This is a genomic window from Aminobacter sp. LjRoot7 (genome assembly GCF_964252895.1).
In the GTDB taxonomy this organism is placed as follows: domain Bacteria; phylum Pseudomonadota; class Alphaproteobacteria; order Rhizobiales; family Rhizobiaceae; genus Aminobacter; species Aminobacter aminovorans_B.
Map to the genome: position 1 here is coordinate 57,817 of NZ_CAXUPX020000014.1, position 21,171 is coordinate 78,987.

Below are 21,171 nucleotides of genomic sequence, written 5' to 3' on the forward strand. Positions count from 1 at the left end.
GCGTCCGCCTACTTGACGATCTGGATGCTGGTGTTGGAGGGGCCGTTGGCCTGGACCAGCTGGTAGAAGTCGGCCGCATTGTCGGGGTGCAGGCGCACGCATCCATGCGAGGCCGGACGGCCGAGGCGGCTGATGTGGTTGGTCGCATGCACCGCATAGCCGCCGTTGAAGAACACCGAATGCGGCATCGGCGCGTTGTCGTACTTCTTCGAGTACCACATCTCGTGCATGCGGGTCGGCTTGTAAGACCCCTTCGGCGTGACGTAGCCGCGGCCAGCCGTCGACACCTTCCAGACGAAGGCCGAGCGGCCGTCGATGATGACATGCATGCGCTGCTGGCTGATCGACACCCGCGCCACGATCTTGCTTGCCGCAAATGCGCTGCCCTGGCCTGCTGCCAGCAGCAGTGCCGCGCCGGTCATCGCAATGGCGGCAATGTTGATGATGCGCTTCTTCAGTTCGGAATTCATGACGTCCCCCTTGAGCCGGCCGCGCCGGCAGTAAAAATGCATTTCGGAATGGACGTCTTTTTGCCAGTGTCGTGTTTCAGACAAATTTCGTTTAGCTATTCTTTCCGTTTCATATTCGTTTCCAGATTACTGGATTTGGTTTCGCTGCAGCCGTGTCTCCGGGGTTGTAACCGTCCCAAATCCACGCGAATTGACCTGAAACAATGCCTCCAGGCAGCCACACCCTTATGAATCCCTTGCTGCATCGGCGCATTATGCCGCTGAAAGCGCAGCGCAAGCGCCTGCCGGTCTCGCAACGTGCTTGAAACATTCGGAAGCACTAAAAGCCATCCGGCGGCATCTTCCCGATACAGCCGGCCGGCACATTCAGCCACGACGAAACGAACGTTGCGAAGGTTGGATGAGCGCGAAACGGTTGGCTGCAAGATGGTTCCTGCGGGTGGGCGTCGCTACGGCGATTCTGTCAGGAATCGGCTTTCTGGCCAATCCGGGCAACGCCATGGCAGCTGAATTGCCACCGGTGCTGGACATGACGCCGGTGGCCTCCGCCGCCATCTTCTTCGCAGCAGCCTTGTTCGTCGCAACTCTGCACATCGGCCGGGTCCATGGGCGTGGGTGCCTGGCCTGGGTGAGCAGAACCTCGCGCGTCACTCGCAGCGAGGACAGGATACCCGCGCCGTCCACGGCAGGTCAGGCGGCGCGGGTATCTCGGTAGCCGCATTTGGTTGAACCCCCTGAAACGGAAACGGGGCCACTGCAATGAAGAGACAATTCGCAGCATCGGTGCTTTCGGCACTGCTCTATGCCCAGGGCCTGCTTGGCTTCGCTGGCGTGGCGAGCGTGCTCCTCAAGGACAGGGCCCATGCCGAAGAGATGGCGATTGTCGAGATGGCCGCGCCGGCGGTCGTTGCTCCGGCACGCTGACATTTTGGTCAGTTCGGCGTCATCAGCTCGGATTTTCGGTTGGAGTGGTTGTGCCGGCCTCCTGGCCGGCCGTCCTTGTCGGGGGATCGAAACGATAACCCGAACCCCGGATCGTCGTGATGCTCTCGGTGTCGAGCTTGCGGCGCAGGCGCACGATGCGCGAGTCGATCGAGCGGTCGAATGCGTCGGCACTCTCAGCCGGCGCCGCCGCCATGATGTCGTCGCGCGTCAGCACGCGCCTCGGCTGCGACAGGAACAGCTTGAGCAGCGCGATCTGGCCAGGCGACAGCTGCTCCTCCTCGCCGGTGCTGTGCATGACGAGTGCGGAGCGCAGGTCGACCGTCGAATTCTCCAGCACCACCAATTCCTGCGTGCCGCGTCCCCGGCGCGCGAGGAGGCCGCCGATGCGCGCGGCGAGCTCCCTCACATTGAGGGGGCTCTCCACGACATCGGCGGCGCCAAGTTCGAGCGCCAGCACCTTGTCGACGAGTTCGCCGGGCCGGCAGATCAACACGAAGTCGGGACCGCCCTCGCCACCGAAACGGCGCAGCAGGTCGCGCCCCTCGGCCGGCGTCACGCCGTCGCCGACCACGACGACATCGATGCCTTTCGCCGACAGCAGCGGCTCGGCCTCCCACAGCCGCTTGGCGCAGCGCACGTCGTGGCCGCGCCGTTCGAGATGATCGGTCAGGTCGGAGGCGATGACCTCCGCGATGGCGATAAGCGCTACGACCGATCTTCCAGCCACGTTCCACCCCGCATCGTCAGCCTCAGTGCGACCATTGCATGCCGGCGCGGACTGCGCGGTGCATGCCGTGGCAAGAAAATGCCCAGGGACGCGCTCGGCCGGGGATGGGTCCCCAGTCGCCTCGCCCCTAGCCCAAAATCGCCCCTAACGAGGCAGGACGCCATTGGCAACTGCCCATCCGAAATGATCGCTGGACATCATGTTTATACCCAATCTACTTTCCGCCGGTAGCGGAGGCGAGACTAAACTGCGCGCTCGGATTGTCATCGTCGAAGATGAGCCCGACCTGAGGGATGCCGTTGCCGAGTATCTCGGCGCGAACGGCTTCGACGTGACTGCTGTCGAGAGTGCCGCTGCCCTGCGCACCCTCATCGAAACCGAACAATTCCAGCTTGCCATCCTGGACATCGCCATGCCCGGCGAAGACGGGCTGTCGCTCGGCCGCTGGCTGCGGGCGAAGATGCCGATCGGCATCATCTACGCCACTGCCGCGGGCACCGCGCTCGACCGCATCGTCGGCCTCGAGATCGGCGCCGACGACTACATGGTCAAGCCCTACGAACTGCGCGAGCTGCTGGCCCGCGTGCGCTCGGTCATCCGGCGCGTGCCGCAGCCTGAAAGCTACAGGCAGTCGCTGCTGGCCGCCCAGCCGCCACGCCGCACCATCGCCTTCGGACCGTTCCAGGCCGACCTCGACGGCCGCCTCGTCACCGGCAGCAGCGGCGCCATCATCGACCTCGCCAAGAGCGAATTCGACATGCTTGAGGTCTTCCTGACGCGGCCCAACCGGCTGCTCAGCCGAACCACCATCTCCGAGGCCATCGGCTTTGCCGAAGACCCCGAATCCTCGCGCGCCGTCGACATTCGCATCATGCGACTCAGGAAAAAGATCGAAGACGATCCGGCGAACCCGAAATTTCTGCGCACCGTGCGTGGCGAAGGCTACATCTTCTCCTTGCCCGGCAGCGAAGGCTACTAGCGCATCGGCCCGAAGATCGGACTCGATTTTCGCAAAGCACGATGCGCAGAATCAGAAACTGGAGCGTCCTTCGTGCGTCCGATTGGACGCACGGCGCTCCAAAGCCTCCGGCCCCGCCAGGAACCGCGATGACATTGTTGACAGTCTCACGCACCGACAACCCGTCGGGCACGCCGAGCCCAACCATCGTGGCCGGGCAGATCGTACGCCGCCTGCGTGCTGCCCAGGATTGGCAGATCGAGATCGACACGATCCTGCGCAGCCTTGCCACTGGCTTTGGCGGTCATCGCACCATCCTGTTTCGGCTGCGCGACGTGCCCGGCCAGGGTTTCGCGCAGTCGATCGCCGCCTTCTGGGTCGACCCCAAGATCGACGCCATTGCAGCACCACCGACGACGATCAACCAGACACTTGTCGATTCCGACCCGCTGCTCGAACGCCTTGCCGAGGAAGGCCGCCAGGGCAAGATCTTCACCGGCCTGACCCGTGACCTCAGCGGCTTCCTGCGCAATGACTTCGAAAAGCAGCACATCAAGTCGTTCCTGTCGGTGTCGGTGTCGGCGCATGGCCATCTCTGGGGCACGCTCGCCGTCAACGACTGCGTCGTCGAGCGCCACTGGAACGACGACGAGATCGCAGCGCTCGAAATCATAGCTGCAGCCCTTGGCGATGCCATCGAGCGTTCGCTGTCGGAGTATCATGTCAGCGAGATCATCCGCCGCACCATGCTGCAGGCGTCGCTCGACGCCATCATGGTGGTCGACGAGACGGGCTCGATCATCGAGTTCAACCCGGCGGCCGAAAAGATGTTTGGCTGGACCCGAGACGAGATCCTGGGCAAGGACCTGCTCGACACGGTGATCCCCACCTACTACCGCAAGGGCTACAACAACGGCGCCGAATATTTGGCCGGGCGCGGTTCGCCGATGGTCGGCCACCGCCTCGAGACAGTGACCCAGAACGCGTCAGGCGAGATCATCCCGATCGAGCTCACCGCCAACGAGATGCGGCTTGCCGACCGGCGGCTCGTCCTCGGCTCGATCCGCGACCTCAGGGAAAAGCACCGCGCCGAAGAAGAGATCAACCGCCAGCGCGAAAAGCTGCACCAGAACGAAAAGATGGCGGCCATGGGCTCGCTGCTCGCCGGCGTCTCGCACGAGCTCAACAATCCGCTCGCCGTGGTGGTGGCGCAATCGACGCTGCTGCACGAGTTCGCCAACGACCCGCAGACCAAGATCCGCGCCGAAAAGGTGCGGGCCGCCGCTGAACGCTGTGGCCGCATCGTCAAGAGCTTCCTCGGCATGGTCCGCCTGCACCCGACCTCGCGCGCAGAAACCGACCTCAACCAGGTCATCCGCGCCGCCCTCGAAGTCACTGCCTATGGCGCCCGCTCCAGCGGCATCAGCATCACCACCGAGCTTGCAGCAGGCACGCTGAGCGTCATGGCCGATGCCGATCACATGACCCAGGTCGCGGCAAACTTCCTGGTCAACAGCCAGCATGCGCTGGCCGCGGCGCCCGGCGATCGCGTCATTCGGGTCAGGACCTTCCGCAATGCCGACGGCAGCGCCGGCTTCTCGGTCGAGGACTCCGGGCCCGGCATCGCCGAGGCGATCCGCGACCGCATCTTCGAATCCTACTTCACCACCAAGCCGGTCGGTGTCGGCACCGGCATTGGCCTGTCGATCTCGAAGGCCATCGTCGACCGCCACAACGGTAAGGTCTGGTTCGAACCGGTGGCGCCGACGGGCGCGCGTTTCATCGTTGAACTGCCGCCGATGGGCGACGGCCACGGCACGATATTGGAAGCGACGCCGAAGTCGAGCGGACTGCGCAATGCTGTCATCATCGACGACGAGCCCGATGTTGCCGCCTCGCTGGCCGACATTCTCGAACTGATGGGCGTCAAGTCACGCATCGTCTCGACCTGGGATTCGGTCTCGGAAGCGCTTGCCGACCAGCCCGACATCATCTTTTCCGACCTGCGCATGCCCGACCGCAGCGGCATCACCATCTTCCGCGAGATCGTCACGACACAGCCCGAGATGGCGCCACGCTTCGTGCTCGTCACCGGCGACCTGATCGGCGCCAAGGCCGAACTCGAGCAGCTGCCGCCCAACCTCAAGCCGCACATTCTGGAAAAGCCGTTCAGCACCTTCGACGTCCGCAGCGCCTTGAGCGCGGTCAGCGAACAGGTCGCCGACGGCGCATGACTCACTGGGCCGTGTAGCCGCCGTCGATGACGAGTTCGGTGCCGGTCACGAAGCCAGACTCGTCCGAGGCGAGATAGAGCACGCCATAGGCGACGTCGTCGGGTTCGCCGACCCGGCCGAGCGGTGTCAGCTCGACCGCCTTGTTGCCCGCGCCGCTGGCCGCAAGCTTGTCGAGCGCGCCCGACGACATCGGCGTACGGATCCAGCCCGGACAGATCGAGTTGACGCGGATGCCGTAGCGCTCCTTGGCGCAATGCAACGCCGCTGACTTGGTGAACAGCTTCACCCCACCCTTGCTCGCGACATAGGCTGCGGTCGACGGGCTGCCGACGATGCCCATCGTCGACGAAAAGTTGACGATCGACCCACCCTTGCCGGTCTTTCGCATCGCCTCGATGCCGCATTTGGTGCCGAGGAACACGCCTTCCATGTTGACGGCCATCACCTTGCGCCAGTCGTCGAGGCTGAGATCTTCGACGCTGCCGAAGGGAGCACCTACGCCGGCATTATTGACCAGGATGTGGAGCCCGCCGAACGCCTCGAGCGTCTTTGCCATCACGCCCTGCCAGCCAGCTTCAGAAGTCACGTCATGTTCGGCATAGAGGCTGCGACCGCCAGCGATCCGGATGGCTTCGGCGACCTGGCGGCCCTTGTCGGCCTGCAGGTCGCTGACGACGACGGCCGCACCGTGGCGCGCCAAAAGCCTGGCGCTCGCCTCCCCCATGCCCGACGCGGCACCGGTCACGATCGCAACTTTTCCTTCGACGCGGCCCATCGCTGATCCCCCTGCATGAGGAACTCATGGTCGCGCGGTGAAGATCGGCCCTGCATCGTCCTGAGGGACTAACAAGACGCTCGCATCAGAACAAAAAAAGCCCCCGCAGCCGAAGCCGCGGGGGAGGTACGCGCTGGAGGATCTGTGTGCAGGCGCGGGGATAGTGGCGGCGCTCGGAGCGCCGAAACGTCAGAAAATGTTGGGCGTGGTGCGGACCGGCTCGGCGCTGGCGATCAGCCTGACCTTGCGGGCCTCGCGCATGCCGGTTTCCTTGGCGATGGTCTCGACGCAGGTCTTGCTTTCCGCACCCCAGGCCTGCCCACGGCAGGCGATATCGGTCTCGGACAGCGGCAGCCGGTCGGTCTTGGCGGTGGTGTGCGTACCCTGGATCGCACCGAGCCCGGAACCCATCGAGGCAAAGGCCGGGCCGCTGGTCGGCGCCAGGGCCATCGACGACAGCGAGGCAATCACGAAAATCGAAAACATGGCCATCGGGTGCTCGTTGGCACGCTGGCGAATGGCAAGGCGCGGGCGGCGGTAGATATGCGAACGCGGCTGGAACTTGTGGTCGAACTCGGAAAGCTGGGTGGAACCGGACATTGGGAAGCTCTTTTCGTTAAATTTCATTCCCCTGTTGATATGAATGTAACCGCGCTTTGTAACACACCGATGCTGATCAGTGACACCTAATGCAACAACCGATAAACGTCATAAACGGTCAGTATTTCTGTCTAATCGGGCATAATCAGTCGTCATTTCAGTCATTTCCGCCTGACGGCTGTACCAATTCGAGAAACAGCCAAAATCGCCTTTGTAACAGCCTGCCTGAAATTCAGGCACATACGAAAATAACGAAAGGCCGATGCAGTCGCCTGCACCGGCCTTTCAAATCATCAACCATGCTGCCGGCCTGAGCCCGGCAACGGCGGCCAATGTCAGCTGTTGAGCACGTCGGCCCATTCGGGATGGCGACGGAATTGCGCCGCGGCAAACGGGCAGAGCGGGATGATCTTCTTGCCCTCAGCACGCGCGTCCTCGACCGCCCGCGTCACCAGCCTCAGGCCGGCGCCCTGGCCGCGAAATGCGTCGGGCACCTCGGTGTGGTCGATGATGAACAGCGTCTCGCTGACATTGCTGTAGGTCATCTCAGCCTCGGCCCCGTCGGCGCCGCGTATGACATAGCGCCCCTTGCTGCCGCGGTCCTCGCGTTCGATCGCCGCCAGTTCTTCAGTCATGCTGCCGCTCCTTTTGTCGCGCTGGCGAAAAGGCTTTTCACCGCTTCGATTTCGTTGGGCCGTACCTCATGGCCGCCGTCATGCCATTCGAGACTGACATCGGCGCCGGCTTGCCGCAAATAGGCGTCGAGCCGGGTCGTAAGTTCCGGCGGACAGATCGGATCTCGCCGCCCGGCGGTGACAAGCACTTGCCGGCCGGCAAGGCTGCCCTTCACCTCAGGCGCAAACGGGATCAGCGGATGCATCAGCGCAACCGCGTCGAACAAAGCGGGCTCGGCAAACAGCACCGAGGCCAGGATGTTGGCGCCGTTGGAATAGCCGAGCGCCAGCACCTGCGACGGCTTTGCCGCCGCAATATGCGCCTTGACGAAACCAGCCATCTTGCTGGTTGCCCTGATGAGATCGTCCATGTCGTAGACGCCCTCACCGGTGCGGCGGAAGAAGCGCGCCGCCCCCATTTCGGACACGTCGCCGCGGGGCGACACAACGGTCGCCCCCGGCACCAGCTCGCGGGCAAAGCCCAAAAACTGGTTCTCGTCGCCGCCGGTACCGTGGAAGGCGAAAATCAGCGGGCTGCCGGGTTCCCCCGGCAGCAGCTTGTGGATGTAGCTATCCTTGCTCATCGGTCTCTCCTCAGTCGCTCAGCGGCTGCAGGTTGTTTTCCAGATAGTCCCGCAGATGCGCATGCTGCGACGGCAGCTTCAACGCCTCGCCGAGATGGGCAGTGTCCTCGTCGCGGTCGAAGCCAGGCTCGTTTGTCGCGATCTCGAACAACACGCCGCCCGGCGTGCGGAAGTAGATTGCCCAGAAATAATCGCGGTCGATGACAGGCGTCACCTGGTAGCCCGTCTCCATCAGCGCCTTGCGCACCTCGAGCTGCTTTTCCCGATTCTCCACCGCGAAGGCGATGTGGTGCACCGAACCCGCGCCGAGACCGGCGAAGGATGCCCCTGGCAACGTCTCGATGTCGATGAAGTCGGCGCCATTGCCGTCCTTGACCGCCAGCCGCTTGATGTTGCCAGACGTGTCGACGGCCTCATAGCCCATGAACTTCAAGAGCTCCTCGGTCGCTCCGCCATCACGCAGCCTGAGCGTAGCCGAGTGAAAGCCGCGGATGGCCTCGTCATTGCCGACGCCGCCCTTGATCCAGGGTGCGCGGGTATCGCCCTTGGCCTCGACAAGAGCGAAACCATCGCCGTCGGGCCCGGCGAAGCTCAGGCGCTTCTCGCCGAACTGCTCGTCACGAGACAATCCAGCCACGCCCTGCTCGGCAAAGCGCTTTTCCCAGAAAGGCAACGTGCCCTCGGGAACGGAGAACACAGTGGTGCCGACCTCGCCGACGCCGGGGCGGCCCTTGCCGATGTTGTGGAACGGGAAATAGGTCATGACAGAACCGGGCGTGCCCAGCTCATCGGCATAATAGAGGTGGTAGACGTCGGGCGCGTCGAAATTGACGGTCTTCTTGACCCGGCGCAGGCCGAGCTTGTGGGTGAAGAACTGGTTGTTCTCGGCCGCATCGCTGGCCATCGAGGTAACGTGGTGCAGGCCCTTGATCTGGTTGAGCATCGTCTTGCTCCTTTCGCATGCTGCGGCCCCTGCCGCTCTGTTGGGGCGAATATGGGCGCATCGATTGGGAGCGGATAGTGGCCGGTCACAGAATGGTCCGTATTCAAAAAGTGAACAATGAAAGTGAATTCGTTCACACTTTCTGGCCTGACCGCTGCGACGGCAAAGACGCTTGCGCACATCGGTGAATCCGGCTTCCTTGGCCCGCGATTTCAGTTCCAGGGGGCGAGCTTGGCAGGCACCGGCAGACGGCAGAACATTCTTCTCATCACGTGCGACCAGTGGCGTGGCGACAGCCTGTCGGCGGTCGGCCATCCCGTGGTGAAGACGCCAAACTCGGATGCGCTGGCGCGCGAGGGTGTGCTGTTTTCGCGCCATTATGCCGGAGCAGCCCCCTGTTCGCCGGCGCGCGCCTGCCTCTACACCGGCCTCTACCAGATGAACAACCGCGTCTGCCGCAATGGCACGCCGCTCGACGACCGCCACGACAACATCGCCCGCGCCGCGCGCCGCGTCGGCTACGACCCGACATTGTTCGGCTACACTGACGTCTCGCCCGATCCACGCAACCGCGCGCCCGGCGACCCGTTCCTGCGCACCTATGAAGGTGTCCTGCCCGGCTTCACCACGCGCCAGCTCTTGCCCGAGCACCAGAAGGGCTGGCTGTCCTGGCTCGCCGCGCGCGGCATCGATTCCAGCGCCGGCTTCCCGGATATCCATCGCCCGGCCAATGCCGATGCTCAGGAAGTCAGCAATGCGGTTCCCGTCTATTCGAAGGACGAAACGCCTGCCGCCTTCCTCACCGGCGAATTCCTGCGCTGGCTCGGCGAGCAGGACAAAGGCGAGCCATGGTTCGCCCATGTCTCCTTCCTCAGCCCGCACCCGCCCTTCATCGTGCCCGCGCCGTTCAACACCATGTACGACCCGGCCGAAGGCCCGGCCTATGCACGTGCGCCAAGCCTCGAGGCGGAGAAGGCGAGCCACCCCTTCCTCGCCTACCACCTCGAGCGCCACCAGGGTAAGTCGAGCTTCATCCCCGGTGCCCCGGGCAAGGTCGGCGACTGGAGCGAGGAAGAGTTCCGCAAGATCCGCGCACTCTATTACGGCATGATCTCGGAGGTCGATTCCCAGCTCGGCCGCATCTGGCAGGGCATCAAGGACAAGGGCGACTGGGACGGCACGATCGTCATCCTGACCTCCGACCACGCCGAGATGATGGGCGACCACCACATGCTCGGCAAGGGCGGCTGGTTCGACGGCTCCTACCACATTCCGCTCATCGTCAAGGCTCCCGGCCACGAGCGGGCGGCGGGCAGCACCGTCGACAGCTTCACTGCTGCCGTCGACATCATGCCGACGTTGCTCGAGCTGATCGGCGGCGCAGCAGAGCCTCATCTCGACGGCCAGTCGCTAAAACCCTTCCTCGACGGCGAAGAGCCGGCCGTCTGGCGCGATGCCGCCCATTGGGAATACGATTTCCGCTCGGTCGCCGACGGCACCACGGAGGCTTACTTCGGCACCGGCTCGCGGCAGCTCAACCTGTCGGTCATCCGCACCGAGACGGTCAAATACGTGCATTTCGGCGGCGGCCTGCCGCCCCTGCTCTACGACCTGACCAACGATCCCGGCGAAACGCGCAACCTCGCCAACGATCCGGCGTGGCTGGCCGTGCGGCTCGAATTTGCCGAAAGGCTGCTCGCCTGGCGCGCCAGGCACCTCGACCAGTCACTGGCGCTGTCGGAGCTGGCGGAGAATGGTCCAACCGGCCATTTCTTGCGCCTGCCCTAGAGCAATTCCAGGAAAAGTGCGCGGCGGTTTTCCGCCCGGAATTGCGCAAGCATTTTGTCACGCCAAGAAAAGGCCCGCGCCGAAGCGCGGGCCTCTCCTCTCAGGTACACCGCATCTACTGAACGATGATCAGACGCTGCTCGTCGCGCTTTTCGGCCCAGCTGCTGGCGTCATAAGCGGGCTGGCCTTCGAGCTGCTCCTTGGTGAAGGTCGTGTAGAGATACTTCTTGCCGTCGGCATCGACCATGAAGGCGAGGTTATCGCTGCCAACCGCAACCTTCTTTTCACCAATGCCAAGGAAGCCGCCAACGTCGATGACATAGGCATCGATCTTGCCGTCGGCCGTCATCAGGATATCGCCGATCTCGCCGATGTTGGCATCATCCGCGCCATAGACGGTGGTGCCCATCAGCTCTTCGGCACGCAGGTCGGCAGCCGGCAGTTCCTTCAGCGTCGACTTGTCGATCGCCGCCGTCTTGGTGTCGTCGGTTGTCGCTGCATCAGGCGTGGCGGCGGGTGCCTGGGCGGTCTCATTTGTTGTTGCAGGCGGTGTCGCCTCAGGCGTTGCCGGCGCCTGCGCCGTCTGGTCGGTCGCCGGAGCCGCCGGATCGGTCGCGGCTACCGGCGCGGGAGCCGGATCATAGGCGCGGCGATTGAAGTCGGGCAGTGCCTGCAGCTGTTCCTTGGTCGTCGACATCACCAGCCAGCGATCGCCATTCTTCTCGGCCCAGTCGAACTTGTCGAAGCTGACGGCGACGTTCTTTTCGCCGATGCCGAGGAAGCCGCCAACGCCGATCACCAGCTGGTCGGCCTTGCCGTCGGCGGTCAACACGATGTCGTTGACGTTGCCGATGTTCTCGGCGTCGTCGGCGGTGCCGTTATAGACCTTCTCGCCAATGATGTTTGCGGCGAGGAAGCCATCGGCGTGCGGGACCGGGGCTGCCGGAGCTTCCATAGGCGCTGCCGGAGCCGGCGCTGGCGCAGTGGTGTCCTGCGCATAGGCGCCCGTCGCAAGCAGGGCGGTGATAGCGGTCGTGGCCAAAAGATTGCGGATCATGATAATCTCTCCTCGTGCGTGTTTTCATGCATGCCGCGCCTCGACCAGTCTTTTGCGGGAAGGGTCCGGCGCGGCCCCTTTACGGGTTCACAACGTCGTGACCCGGTCATGGTTCCGAATTTGTGGCAGGCTTATTTTCGGCCGATGCCGGGAACCGAAGCGTCACTCGCATTTCTGCAAGCATTTCAAATTCCTCATTCCCCGAGGGCACTTAGCCGGGGACGGCAGTGGTCTGATTGGCGTTTTTGTCGATCATCTCGCCATAGAATTCCGCGGCACCCCATGCCGCCATTGCCAGCATCAGCGCCGCCAGAAGCACCAGCAGGACGTGACGGCCGCGCGTTCCCTGGCGCGCATTTCGGGCTGGAATGATCCTCGTCATCTTTGCTCTCCCAAATGGTTCCAGGAGGGCTAACGACAGCATCACGGCATGGTTCCCAAGTTTCGGCCGAGGCTTTTCAAGTGTGCCGCGCCCGTCTAGTTTCCCCGAGCCAAGAGGGATGGCTAAGTGCAGGACGACAGAACCAACGCGGTAAGCAGCGCCGGCGACAGCGCCAACGATGTGCGCAGCCGCGCGCAGCACGACCCTGATTTCGACCGGCTGGCCAAGCTTGCGGCAACGCTGATGTCGACACCCGCAGCCCTGATGACCCTTGCCGACGCGGACGGGCGGCAAGTCGTCTATGCTCATGTCGGAATGTCTCCGGCAGAGGCCGCTGAAGCCCTCGCCCTTACAGAAAGGTTCCTGGCAAACGACCCTGTTGAAGCGCGTGGTCGTACATTTCTCCTGCATGCCGGCGCGCCGATCCTCATCTCAGGTCGTATCGTCGGAGCACTGCTGGTCCTCGACGGCGAGCAGCCCCCTGCCCCAGATCCGGACAAGCTCGCGCAGTTGCAGGATGTCGCAGCACTTGCCGGGAGCCTCGTCGTCCTGCGCGACCGCTCGCAGGCCGGCGCGCGCGCAGAGGCGGCCCTGGTACATGCCGAAACTCGCCGCGCGCTGGCGCTCGAAGCTGCTGCCCTCGCCAGCTGGGTCTGGGATCCGCGCACGGGCGTCGTCGAATGCGACACGCTGCTGCCCGAACTCTTCAACATGCCGCCGGCAGCGAAAATGCGGGCACGCGACATCGTCGTTGCCATCGATCGCCGCGACATCGGCAAGACGCGGAAGATTTTTCAGGAAGCGCTTGAGGGCAGCGACGACTATTCCGGCGAATACCGCATCCGCGGCTTCGATCCGCCGCGCTGGCTCGCCGCCCGCGGTCGCGTCGTCGAGCGCGATGCCGACGGCCGTCCGACGCTGGTCTTCGGCGTCAATTATGACATCACAGAGCGCCGCAATGCCGAAGAGCGCCAGCGCCTTTTGCTGCGCGAGATCAACCACCGGGTCAAGAACACGCTCGCCACCGTCCAGGCGCTGGCCACCCAGACGGTGCGCCACGCGCGCGAGCCGCGCGAGTTCCTCGACGCCTTCAGCCAGCGCCTGCGCGCCCTCGGCCTCGCGCATGGACTGTTGTCGGAATACGAATGGCGCGGCATCGGCATCCGCGATCTCGCGCGGCTGGAACTCTCGCCATTCGACGAGGACGACAACCCGCGCATTTCGATCACCGGCCCCGATGCGCTGCTCACCCCTGACCAGACGCTGGGCCTGGCACTGATCCTGCATGAACTCGCCAGCAACGCGCTGAAATATGGCGCCCTTGCCGTGCCAGGCGGCAGTGTTGCAGTGTCATGGACGGTGAGCGGCGACAAGCGGCTGGAGCTGCAATGGACCGAAAGCGGCGGACCGAAGGTCACCCCGCCCAGCCATCACGGTTTCGGCTCGATCCTCATCCGCCGCAGCCTCGCCAAGGTCATCTCCAGCGAGGTGACACACGAATTTGCGGCCGAGGGCGTGCGCGCCCACATCTCGATGCCGCTGGGCGAAACGGCTGAGGCCTGACGCGGGCCAGGCCTATTCGCCGGCCACGCCGTCGCTGTCGTCTGGCTTGCGGTTCTCGCGGTAGATCGCATAGGCGGCCATCGCCACCACCGGCCCCAGCAGCGCACCAATGCCGCCCTTGCTCCGCAGCAAAGTCGGCAGCACGGCCATCACGGCCGTCGTGCCCAGTGCCGCAATGTCGGCGCGCCGGCGCCGTTCATCCTCGCGGGCCCGCGACCCGGCCAACTGCTTGTGCACAAGCAGGATCAACCCAGCCAGCACCAGGAAGCCAAGGCCGAAACCGATTGCCGCTTCGAGCTGACCATACCTCTCAGCCGCCCAGATGAAGGCGGCGCCGACGAGAAAGCCCACGCCGCACAGGCCGGCGATCCCGGCCGCCAGATAGGCGCCCGCGGCGCGGCGCGTCCGCCTCAGCGCCAGTGTCGTCTCGCCGGTGGCGAAACTCGCGATCAGAGATGCCAGCATGTGTCCCCCGGCCTGTGGTGCTTGAAATTACGCATCGTGATTGCCGAAGATCGATTGTCTTCGGCCGACGCGCTAGCGCCGCGCCAACAGCGCGACCAGGAAACCAACGCCGGCGGCGATGGCAAGCGACGTCACCGGCTTCTCGCGCACGGTGGTCATGATCTGGTCTTCGATGTCACGGGCATTACTGCGCAGCGCCTCGACAGCCGCGTCGCTCTGGGCCTTCATCTGCTCTGCTCCCAGCGCCGCAGCGCGCCGCGCAGCGCCATAACCATGTTCGCCGGTCGCAGCCAGTTGCTTCGCCAACGCCTCGATATCGGCCTTCAATTGCTTGATGTCGGCCTCGAGGTCCGGCGTCGTCTTTGTGCCGTTGCCAGTCTTTCCTGCAGCTGCTGCCATGTCATTGCTCCTTGCGTTCGATGGGTTCGAAACGCCTCATGCGCTTGTCGGTTCCGTCGCTCCAAGGAACCATCGCCGACCACCAGACGTTTTGCCAGCCTCATTCAGCTGGAAAAATCGTCGATGCCGTCCCGCACCATCAAGAAGGCGCCAACCGTGCGCCTGCCGCCAAAATCCAACTTCGAGATCCTGCTCACGCGCGGCGCACAGGTGTCGATCATCTTTATCGGTATCGTCGTTACGGTCTTCGCCCTTCATGCCGGCGAGTTCATCCTCACCCCCATCGGCCTCGGCGTCGTCATCGGCCTGATGCTCGGCCCGCTTGCTTCGCGGCTCGAGCGCTTCAAGGTACCGCCGGCACTGTCGGCGGCGATCGTCGTCCTGCTTTTCATCGTCTCGGTCTGCGTCTTCGCGCTGCTGGTCAGCTCCCCGCTCAGCTTCTGGCTCCAGCGCCTGCCGCAGATCTGGTCCCAGCTCGCCACCCAGCTGGCTGATCTCAAGGGGCCGCTCGAAACCTTCAAGAGCATGCGCGACCAGCTGCGCCAGGTCACCGGCGGCGAAGGCGTGTCGGTCTCGGTCGACGAAGGCATGGGCGTCGAGACGATGGCGACGCTGGCGCCCGCGGTCATCGCCCAGATCCTCTTGTTCTTCGCCAGCTTGTATTTCTTCGTCGCCACGCGCGACCAGACCAGGATCGCCATCCTAAGGGTCTGCTTCAACCGCCGCCTGCGCTGGCGCGTCGCCCATATCTTCCGCGACGTCGAGCGGCTGGTGTCGCAATATCTGCTGTCGATCACCGTCATCAACGTCGCCGAGGGCGTCACCGTCGGCATCGGCCTCTACCTGCTCGGCGTGCCCTCGGCGCCGCTATGGGGCGCGCTCGCCATCATCACCAATTTCGTGCCCTTCATCGGCCCGCTGGTCATGGTGGCGATCCTGTTCGCCGTTGGCCTGACCGAGTTCGACACCCTGGCCACGAGCCTGCTGCCAGTGATCCTCTATCTCGGCGTCAACACTATCGAGGGTCAGTTCGTCACCCCGCTGGTCATCGGCCGGACGATGACGCTCAATCCCTTCGTCGTGCTGTTGGCGCTGGCGTTCTGGATCTGGCTGTGGGGTGCCATCGGTGGATTCATCGCCATCCCCGCCTTGCTCGTCGGCTACGCCATCATCCGCAACGTGCTCCCCGGAGTGAACTGGGGCGTCGACGAACTCGACCGGCAGTACGAGCGCTAGGCCCGGCCGCCAAAGCGTGCCGACACCGTCAGAGCAAAGGACGGACGCCTTCGTCGAGGCCGCTCCAGTTGGCAAGCGCCATCAATCCCTCGATGTCGAGCACCTTGCAGCCCCCGTCGCGCCACTGCACGAGCTTGCGGTCGATCAGCTTGCGGATCGTCTTGTTGGTGTGAACCAGCGACAGTCCGAGCGTGTCGGCGACGTGCTGCTGGGTGATCGGAATTTCCACCTTGCCGGTACCGTCCATGCCGACCTTCTGCGCCCTGCTGGCAATGAAGGCGAGAAGATAGGCGGCGCGCTCCAGCGCCGACCGGCGCCCGACACTCAACAGGTTCTCGTCGAGCATGCGCTCCTCGCGCGAGGCGATCCAGGTGATGTCATAAGCCAACCCGGGATAGCCGCGATACAGCTCCATCAGCCGGTCGCGCTCGAACATGCACAATAGCATTGGCGACAGCGCTTCCACTGAGTGCTGCATCTCGCCCATCAGGCTGCCTTGCAGGCCGATCATGTCGCCTGGCAGCACGTAGTTGAGGATCTGGCGGCGGCCATCCTCAAGCAGCTTGTAGCGAAACCCCCATCCAGCAAGGACGGTGTAGAGATGCGCGCTGTTGCTGCCTTCGGAAAGCAGCGTCGCGCCCTTGTCGACGGACAGTTCGCCGCGCTTGAAGCCGCTGACGAAAGCCAGTTCGTCCTTGTCGAACGGCCGGAAGGTCGGCAACAACCTGAGCGGACACTTCTCGCACGAAACCTGCCGCACCGTGTCGGTCGCAACGCCCTGTTCGGTCATGAAATCCTCCAGGAATGTGACCGCCAACGCCCTGGGTGCGCCGAAGGTTCCTCGTCCGCGCATCAAAGGCTGAGACTGTGCCGCAGCATGTCTTTTTTAAATGACAGCGGGCGCGACTGCCGTCATGTTCGGCTTCGATTCCATGGAGTGCCCCGCGACGTGCCAAGCCCGCTTTCAGGACTTCGTATCCTTGTGCTCGAAGACGAGGCGCTGATCGCACTCGATGTCGAGCAGCTTTGCCGGGACCACGGCGCCGGAGAGGTCGCCATCGCCGGCAATCTTCGTGAAGCGCGCGAAGTCGCCGTGTCCTACGATGCCGCCATCATCGACGTCATGCTCGGCGGCGAGCCGACCTTCGACTTCGCCCGCTCACTGGAGGCGGCAGGCGTGCCGTTCGTTTTCGCTTCGGGCTACGACAAGCTTGACGAAATCTTTGCCGACTTCCCTGATGTCACCCTGGTAAGCAAGCCTTATGCCGGCGCCGACCTCATCGAGGCCGTTGCCGAGAGCATTCGCAAGCGCGCCCGCTCAGCTGACAGTTGATCCCATCACTTGCGCCGCAATCGCATCGGGGCCGTAATCGGCCTCGCCTGAGATATCGAGTATCTCTTGCAGCCTGTTGCGGGCACGGCTGACGCGGCTCTTGATCGTGCCGACGGCGCAGCCGCAGATTTCCGCTGCCTCTTCGTAGGAAAAGCCCGACGCGCCGATCAGGATGATCGCCTCGCGCTGGTCTTCCGGCAGCTGCTCCAGCGCCTTTCGGAAGTCGTCGAGATCAAGCCGGCCAGGCTGGCTAGGATGCACGGCGAGGCGCGCGGTCAAAAGGCCGTCGCTGTCCTGCACTTCGCGGCCACGCTTGCGCATCTGCGAATAGAATTCGTTGCGCAGGATGGTGAACAGCCAGGCCTTGAGATTGGTACCGGGCTGGAAACTCGTTTGCTTGTCCCACGCCTTGACCAACGTTTCCTGGACGAGATCGTCGGCCCTGTCGGCGTTCTGCGACAGCGACATGGCGAAAGCGCGCAGGCCAGGAATGGTGGCGAGCAGGTCGCCCTTGAAACCGAGAGATGCTGCCATGCCCGGTCAGTCCTTCTGCTGCTCAGGTTCGGCCTGTTCCAGCTGGCTGAGCAGCTGGGCAAATCGATCCGGCACCTCGTCGGACACCAATTCATCGTAATATTGCTTGAGCTTGCGGCCGATTTCAGAATTTGCCCCAAGAGGCTCACCGTCGCGAAGACGGTTCGGCCTGGCGCTGGCTGCGCCACTTGTCTGCCTTGTCATATGCTTGCTTTGCCCTTTTGCCCCGTCGGACGTCCCGCCCCAAACGGCGCGCAACAACCTTGTCGGTTTATCGAATTTTGCACCCAACTCCTCAAATGCGGATAGGTTCCACAAAAGAGGAACTTTTGCACCGACCAAGCGTTGTGTGTCGCTTCACAACAGTTTCAGCAACGTCACATGAGGGAGACGTCAATCATGACACTATCCACGAGAATCGCCCCCCACCTGCCTTATCTCCGCCGTTTCTCGCGTGCGGTGGCAGGGTCCCAGGAGAGCGGCGATGCGCTGGTGGCTGCGATGCTCGAAGCACTGATCGACGACATCGATGTGTTCCCGTCTGCTTCCAACGATCGTATTGCGCTCTACAAGATATTTGCCCGCCTTTTCACGTCAGTCTCCATCCGCGTGCCCCAGGATGGCCCGAGCCTCGCCTGGGAAAAGCGCGCTGCGGCCAATCTCTCGGCGCTCTCGCCGCGCCCGCGCCAGGCGTTCCTCTTGGTTGCCGTCGAAGGTTTCAATGAAGCCGAAGCCGCCGAGGTGCTCGACGCCGACGAGGTGGAGTTCACAAAGCTCCTGCAGGAAGCGAGCGGCGAAATCTCGCGCCAGGTCGCAACCGACATCCTGATCATCGAAGACGAACCGCTGATCGCCATGGACATCGAGGAAATGGTTGAAAGCCTCGGCCATCGCGTTGTCGGTACCGCCCGCACCCGTGCGGAAGCTATGTCGCTGTTCAAGCGAACACATCCCAAGATGATCCTGGCCGACATCCAGCTCGCCGATGGCAGCTCCGGCATCGATGCCGTCAACGAGATGCTGGCGTCATCGCCGCTGCCGGTGATCTTCATCACAGCCTTCCCCGAGCGCCTGCTGACCGGCGAGCGCCCCGAGCCGGCCTTCCTCGTCACCAAGCCGTTCAACCCTGAAATGGTCAAGGCGCTGATAAGTCAGGCTTTGTTCTTTGACAGACAGGCAAAGGCTGCGGCATAGGGCTTTTTAGCCCCGCCTCAGGGAACCAACCTTGGGGCGGCACGTTTTTCATACGTCATTTGAAGGAGATAGATCATGCTGTATTGGGCGCTAGTATTCCTCGTCGTCGCGATTATCGCCGGCGCCCTCGGCTTCGGCGGTATCGCCGGAACATCTGCCGGCATCGCGCAAATCTTGTTTTTCATCTTCCTGGCGTTTCTTGTCATTTCGCTCATCGCGGGCCTGTTCAGGCGCGCATGATCACGCTGGCAACATGAAGAACCAACCCGAGACTGGAAGCCGGCCCCCTCAGTCGGAGTCCAGCGCCGCCGGGTAGCGCTCAGCACTGACGCGTTACCCGGCGGTCCCATTTGGTTCTTGTCGAGATCATTCGGCTGAACCGCAACGAGAAGAGCAGAGGCTCTCGTGGCATGGCCAATCCCTCCTCATCCATGGGACAGAGCTCACGACTGGACGCCGCTCTTCTTCACGTCTCCCGCAATGCCGGCATTGCCGTGCTTTACCAGGATCACACACTGCACACGGTGTGGTCGCACAATCTGCAGCCACCCTGGTCGGAGGTCCTGGAAGAACAGCCCGGCGTCGGCAACTCCCTGCCACAACAGCAAGCCGACCGACTGGTGGCCGCCAGGAAGAACGTCCTTGCCACCGGCAATTCGGACGGGCTTGAGGTCAGCATCGCCGACAACTCCGCAGGCATGCGCTGGTACGATGTCTGCATCGACGCCGACCATTCTCCGGGCGGACAGGTCCAGGGCGTCGTAGTCACCGTCATCGAAACCACCGAGCAGAAGCGGCGCGAGCAGACGCTGAAGGCGCTACTGCGCGAGGTCAGCCACCGTTCCAAGAACCTGCTCGCCATCATCCAGAGCATCGCCAGCCAGACCGGCCACTATTCCGGTTCCATAGACGTCTTCCTCGAGCGCTTTCGCGGTCGGCTCCAGTCCCTGGCCTCGTCACAGGATCTCGTCACCTCGTCCAACTGGCGCGGCGCAGGTTTTCGCGAGTTGGTGATCGGCCAGGTCAAACGCTACAGCAGCGACACCGAACATGCGGTCCACATCCTGGGCGAGGATCCATATCTCACCCCCAATGCCGCCCTGCACATCGGCCTTGCCGTGCACGAACTGGCGGTCAATTCGGTAAGCTTTGGCGCGCTTTCCCGCGCCGACGGCCATGTCGAGGTGACAGCCAGCAAGATATCTGGCCCCGATGGCGATGAGCAGATGGCGCTGCATTGGTCGGAGGCAATCGGCCCGATTGCCGATGCGACAGCACGCAAGAAGCGCTTCGGCTCGGTAGCGCTCGAACGCGTCGTACCGGCGGCGCTGAACGGCAATGCCGAGCTCGAAATCGGCGTCGACAAGCTGCAATACCGCCTCGTCATGCCCCACGCCAACTTCGAAATCGACCAAGATTAGCCCTCCGCACCTGACGCCCGAGATTCAAACGGTTTAGCTCGATTGGATCACGGAACTTTTGCCAGCCACCCGCCGTTTCTTGGCCGAGGTGGTTTGTCATGGAACACATCGCAGCATTTCTGTTGGTCGTTTCCTGCTCGCAGGATTTGTCGGGCTGCCGCGAGACTCCGGCACCGGCACCCTTGTTTGAGGCATATGATGCCTGCCAGGCCGAATTGCCGAAGGTTCTGACCGCGTTCACATCGCGCGACAAACGCACCTTTGCCAAATGCCTGGAGGTCGATCCCGCGCTTGAAGACGACTACGACCAGTTGACCTGGAACGTGCTGCCCAACGGTTCGCTCGAAGCGTCGCTGTCAGTTTCCAGCGTCGTCGTGGCGTCGGATGCGGCGAGCGGCAAGCCGGCCTATCTGCATTGATGCGCAAGCGTATCAGCCTGTCCCCTTCAGACCGAGGAGCCGACATCATGCGGATACGCTAAGCCGTTGAATTGATGCGGCGAGCGGAAAAACGATTCCGATTTTTAGACCGATACGCTAAGTATTCACCGGGCGATGTTAAAGTGAGAGGACTGACCACATGAAGAAGCTTATCCTTGTCGTTGCAGCCGTCGTTGCAATCTCAGGCTGCACGACGACCGAGCGCGACGTCGCGACCGGCACGGGTGTCGGCGCAGTTGCCGGCGCTCTCATCGGCGGCGGTCGTGGCGCACTCATCGGCGGCGCTGTTGGCGCAGCCTCGGGCCTGCTGGTCCGCAACCTGCGCAATGGCTACTGCGAATACCGCAACAGCCGCGGCCAGATCTACACCGCGCGCTGCCGCTAACAGGTTTGACTGACAAAGCCCGGTGCCGCTGGTCGGCGCCGGGCTTTTTCGTGCCTGAGCACAG

General features: G+C 63.4%; 27 protein-coding genes. 13 read left to right on the top strand and 14 right to left on the bottom strand.

The genetic code is table 11. The features are described 5' to 3' along the window. Nucleotides 1–8: 8 nt before the first annotated feature. Nucleotides 9–470, bottom strand: a complete 462-nt coding sequence (locus tag ACSQ3E_RS27755) for a L,D-transpeptidase (protein ID WP_310321591.1) — start codon at nucleotides 468–470, stop codon at nucleotides 9–11. A gap of 301 nt (nucleotides 471–771) precedes the next feature. On the opposite strand from ACSQ3E_RS27755, the gene ACSQ3E_RS27760 reads away from it, so the two are divergent. Beyond that, entirely contained in the window at nucleotides 772–1,185 is a 414-nt protein-coding gene (locus ACSQ3E_RS27760; protein ID WP_436125135.1) for a hypothetical protein, read from the top strand. Between the two features lie 44 nt (nucleotides 1,186–1,229). Beyond that, nucleotides 1,230–1,394: a hypothetical protein gene (locus tag ACSQ3E_RS27765; protein ID WP_310321587.1), complete on the top strand. Its 165-nt coding sequence runs from the start codon at nucleotides 1,230–1,232 to the stop codon at nucleotides 1,392–1,394. 22 nt (nucleotides 1,395–1,416) lie between these two features. Here ACSQ3E_RS27765 and ACSQ3E_RS27770 read toward each other — a convergent pair whose 3' ends face one another. Further along, nucleotides 1,417–2,142 (bottom strand): response regulator transcription factor, encoded by a 726-nt coding sequence (locus tag ACSQ3E_RS27770; protein WP_310321585.1) that lies wholly within the window; start codon nucleotides 2,140–2,142, stop codon nucleotides 1,417–1,419. 199 nt (nucleotides 2,143–2,341) lie between these two features. On the opposite strand from ACSQ3E_RS27770, the gene ACSQ3E_RS27775 reads away from it, so the two are divergent. Both ACSQ3E_RS27775 and ACSQ3E_RS27780 read left to right on the top strand, forming a co-directional pair. After that, the gene (locus ACSQ3E_RS27775; RefSeq protein WP_436125136.1) at nucleotides 2,342–3,121 is read left to right on the top strand and encodes a response regulator; all 780 of its coding nucleotides are present in this window, start codon (nucleotides 2,342–2,344) and stop codon (nucleotides 3,119–3,121) included. 128 nt (nucleotides 3,122–3,249) lie between these two features. After that, a complete protein-coding gene (locus ACSQ3E_RS27780; RefSeq protein ID WP_310321581.1) occupies nucleotides 3,250–5,334 on the top strand; it encodes a PAS domain S-box protein in 2,085 nt (694 codons plus the stop codon). A gap of 1 nt (nucleotide 5,335) precedes the next feature. On the opposite strand, the gene ACSQ3E_RS27785 is transcribed toward ACSQ3E_RS27780, so the two are convergent. The 5 genes from ACSQ3E_RS27785 to ACSQ3E_RS27805 form a co-directional block, all read right to left on the bottom strand. After that, a complete protein-coding gene (locus tag ACSQ3E_RS27785; RefSeq protein WP_436125137.1) occupies nucleotides 5,336–6,109 on the bottom strand; it encodes a glucose 1-dehydrogenase in 774 nt (257 codons plus the stop codon). Nucleotides 6,110–6,298: 189 nt separating this feature from the next. Continuing rightward, nucleotides 6,299–6,709 (bottom strand): hypothetical protein, encoded by a 411-nt coding sequence (locus ACSQ3E_RS27790; RefSeq protein ID WP_436125138.1) that lies wholly within the window; start codon nucleotides 6,707–6,709, stop codon nucleotides 6,299–6,301. A 335-nt stretch (nucleotides 6,710–7,044) separates the two neighbouring features. Continuing rightward, a complete protein-coding gene (locus tag ACSQ3E_RS27795; protein WP_436125139.1) occupies nucleotides 7,045–7,344 on the bottom strand; it encodes a GNAT family N-acetyltransferase in 300 nt (99 codons plus the stop codon). Further along, the gene (locus ACSQ3E_RS27800; protein ID WP_436125140.1) at nucleotides 7,341–7,967 is read right to left on the bottom strand and encodes an alpha/beta hydrolase; all 627 of its coding nucleotides are present in this window, start codon (nucleotides 7,965–7,967) and stop codon (nucleotides 7,341–7,343) included. The genes ACSQ3E_RS27795 and ACSQ3E_RS27800 overlap by 4 nt, the downstream gene beginning before the upstream one ends. Nucleotides 7,968–7,977: 10 nt before the next feature. Beyond that, nucleotides 7,978–8,910, bottom strand: a complete 933-nt coding sequence (locus tag ACSQ3E_RS27805; RefSeq protein ID WP_436125141.1) for a VOC family protein — start codon at nucleotides 8,908–8,910, stop codon at nucleotides 7,978–7,980. A gap of 231 nt (nucleotides 8,911–9,141) precedes the next feature. Between ACSQ3E_RS27805 and ACSQ3E_RS27810 the strand changes: the two genes are divergently transcribed. Further along, on the top strand, nucleotides 9,142–10,698 hold the full coding sequence (locus ACSQ3E_RS27810; RefSeq protein ID WP_436125167.1) for an alkaline phosphatase family protein: 1,557 nt from the start codon (nucleotides 9,142–9,144) through the stop codon (nucleotides 10,696–10,698). A 115-nt stretch (nucleotides 10,699–10,813) separates the two neighbouring features. Here ACSQ3E_RS27810 and ACSQ3E_RS27815 read toward each other — a convergent pair whose 3' ends face one another. Both ACSQ3E_RS27815 and ACSQ3E_RS27820 read right to left on the bottom strand, forming a co-directional pair. After that, nucleotides 10,814–11,755 (bottom strand): PRC-barrel domain-containing protein, encoded by a 942-nt coding sequence (locus ACSQ3E_RS27815; protein WP_436125142.1) that lies wholly within the window; start codon nucleotides 11,753–11,755, stop codon nucleotides 10,814–10,816. 211 nt (nucleotides 11,756–11,966) lie between these two features. Further along, on the bottom strand, nucleotides 11,967–12,137 hold the full coding sequence (locus ACSQ3E_RS27820) for a hypothetical protein (RefSeq protein ID WP_310321568.1): 171 nt from the start codon (nucleotides 12,135–12,137) through the stop codon (nucleotides 11,967–11,969). Between the two features lie 126 nt (nucleotides 12,138–12,263). Here ACSQ3E_RS27820 and ACSQ3E_RS27825 point away from each other — a divergent pair, with 126 nt between their 5' ends. Beyond that, a complete protein-coding gene (locus tag ACSQ3E_RS27825) occupies nucleotides 12,264–13,700 on the top strand; it encodes a sensor histidine kinase (RefSeq protein ID WP_436125143.1) in 1,437 nt (478 codons plus the stop codon). A 12-nt stretch (nucleotides 13,701–13,712) separates the two neighbouring features. Here the strand turns inward: ACSQ3E_RS27825 and ACSQ3E_RS27830 are convergent, their stop codons facing one another. Then, entirely contained in the window at nucleotides 13,713–14,165 is a 453-nt protein-coding gene (locus ACSQ3E_RS27830; RefSeq protein ID WP_436125144.1) for a hypothetical protein, read from the bottom strand. A gap of 72 nt (nucleotides 14,166–14,237) precedes the next feature. Continuing rightward, on the bottom strand, nucleotides 14,238–14,564 hold the full coding sequence (locus ACSQ3E_RS27835; protein WP_436125145.1) for a DUF883 family protein: 327 nt from the start codon (nucleotides 14,562–14,564) through the stop codon (nucleotides 14,238–14,240). 123 nt (nucleotides 14,565–14,687) lie between these two features. Here ACSQ3E_RS27835 and ACSQ3E_RS27840 point away from each other — a divergent pair, with 123 nt between their 5' ends. Next, nucleotides 14,688–15,800: an AI-2E family transporter gene (locus tag ACSQ3E_RS27840; RefSeq protein ID WP_436125146.1), complete on the top strand. Its 1,113-nt coding sequence runs from the start codon at nucleotides 14,688–14,690 to the stop codon at nucleotides 15,798–15,800. 28 nt (nucleotides 15,801–15,828) lie between these two features. Here the strand turns inward: ACSQ3E_RS27840 and ACSQ3E_RS27845 are convergent, their stop codons facing one another. Beyond that, nucleotides 15,829–16,590, bottom strand: a complete 762-nt coding sequence (locus ACSQ3E_RS27845; protein ID WP_436125147.1) for a Crp/Fnr family transcriptional regulator — start codon at nucleotides 16,588–16,590, stop codon at nucleotides 15,829–15,831. A gap of 159 nt (nucleotides 16,591–16,749) precedes the next feature. Between ACSQ3E_RS27845 and ACSQ3E_RS27850 the strand changes: the two genes are divergently transcribed. Further along, nucleotides 16,750–17,133 (top strand): response regulator, encoded by a 384-nt coding sequence (locus ACSQ3E_RS27850; protein ID WP_310321556.1) that lies wholly within the window; start codon nucleotides 16,750–16,752, stop codon nucleotides 17,131–17,133. Here ACSQ3E_RS27850 and ACSQ3E_RS27855 read toward each other — a convergent pair. Together ACSQ3E_RS27855 and ACSQ3E_RS27860 are read right to left on the bottom strand one after the other, a co-directional pair. Next, the gene (locus tag ACSQ3E_RS27855) at nucleotides 17,119–17,667 is read right to left on the bottom strand and encodes a sigma-70 family RNA polymerase sigma factor (protein ID WP_310321554.1); all 549 of its coding nucleotides are present in this window, start codon (nucleotides 17,665–17,667) and stop codon (nucleotides 17,119–17,121) included. The genes ACSQ3E_RS27850 and ACSQ3E_RS27855 overlap by 15 nt on opposite strands. Before the next feature lie 6 nt (nucleotides 17,668–17,673). Continuing rightward, nucleotides 17,674–17,871, bottom strand: a complete 198-nt coding sequence (locus tag ACSQ3E_RS27860) for a NepR family anti-sigma factor (RefSeq protein WP_154385735.1) — start codon at nucleotides 17,869–17,871, stop codon at nucleotides 17,674–17,676. A gap of 195 nt (nucleotides 17,872–18,066) precedes the next feature. On the opposite strand from ACSQ3E_RS27860, the gene ACSQ3E_RS27865 reads away from it, so the two are divergent. The 5 genes from ACSQ3E_RS27865 to ACSQ3E_RS27885 all read left to right on the top strand — a co-directional run bounded on the left by ACSQ3E_RS27865 (nucleotide 18,067) and on the right by ACSQ3E_RS27885 (nucleotide 21,107). Next, nucleotides 18,067–18,861, top strand: a complete 795-nt coding sequence (locus ACSQ3E_RS27865) for a response regulator (RefSeq protein WP_436125148.1) — start codon at nucleotides 18,067–18,069, stop codon at nucleotides 18,859–18,861. Between the two features lie 75 nt (nucleotides 18,862–18,936). After that, entirely contained in the window at nucleotides 18,937–19,101 is a 165-nt protein-coding gene (locus tag ACSQ3E_RS27870; protein WP_018429836.1) for a DUF1328 domain-containing protein, read from the top strand. Between the two features lie 170 nt (nucleotides 19,102–19,271). Further along, a complete protein-coding gene (locus ACSQ3E_RS27875) occupies nucleotides 19,272–20,282 on the top strand; it encodes a sensor histidine kinase (RefSeq protein ID WP_436125149.1) in 1,011 nt (336 codons plus the stop codon). 98 nt (nucleotides 20,283–20,380) lie between these two features. Next, complete coding sequence (locus ACSQ3E_RS27880; RefSeq protein ID WP_436125150.1) at nucleotides 20,381–20,701, top strand: hypothetical protein; 321 nt, start codon at nucleotides 20,381–20,383, stop codon at nucleotides 20,699–20,701. A 160-nt stretch (nucleotides 20,702–20,861) separates the two neighbouring features. After that, complete coding sequence (locus tag ACSQ3E_RS27885) at nucleotides 20,862–21,107, top strand: YMGG-like glycine zipper-containing protein (RefSeq protein WP_067957313.1); 246 nt, start codon at nucleotides 20,862–20,864, stop codon at nucleotides 21,105–21,107. Nucleotides 21,108–21,171 lie beyond the last annotated feature (64 nt).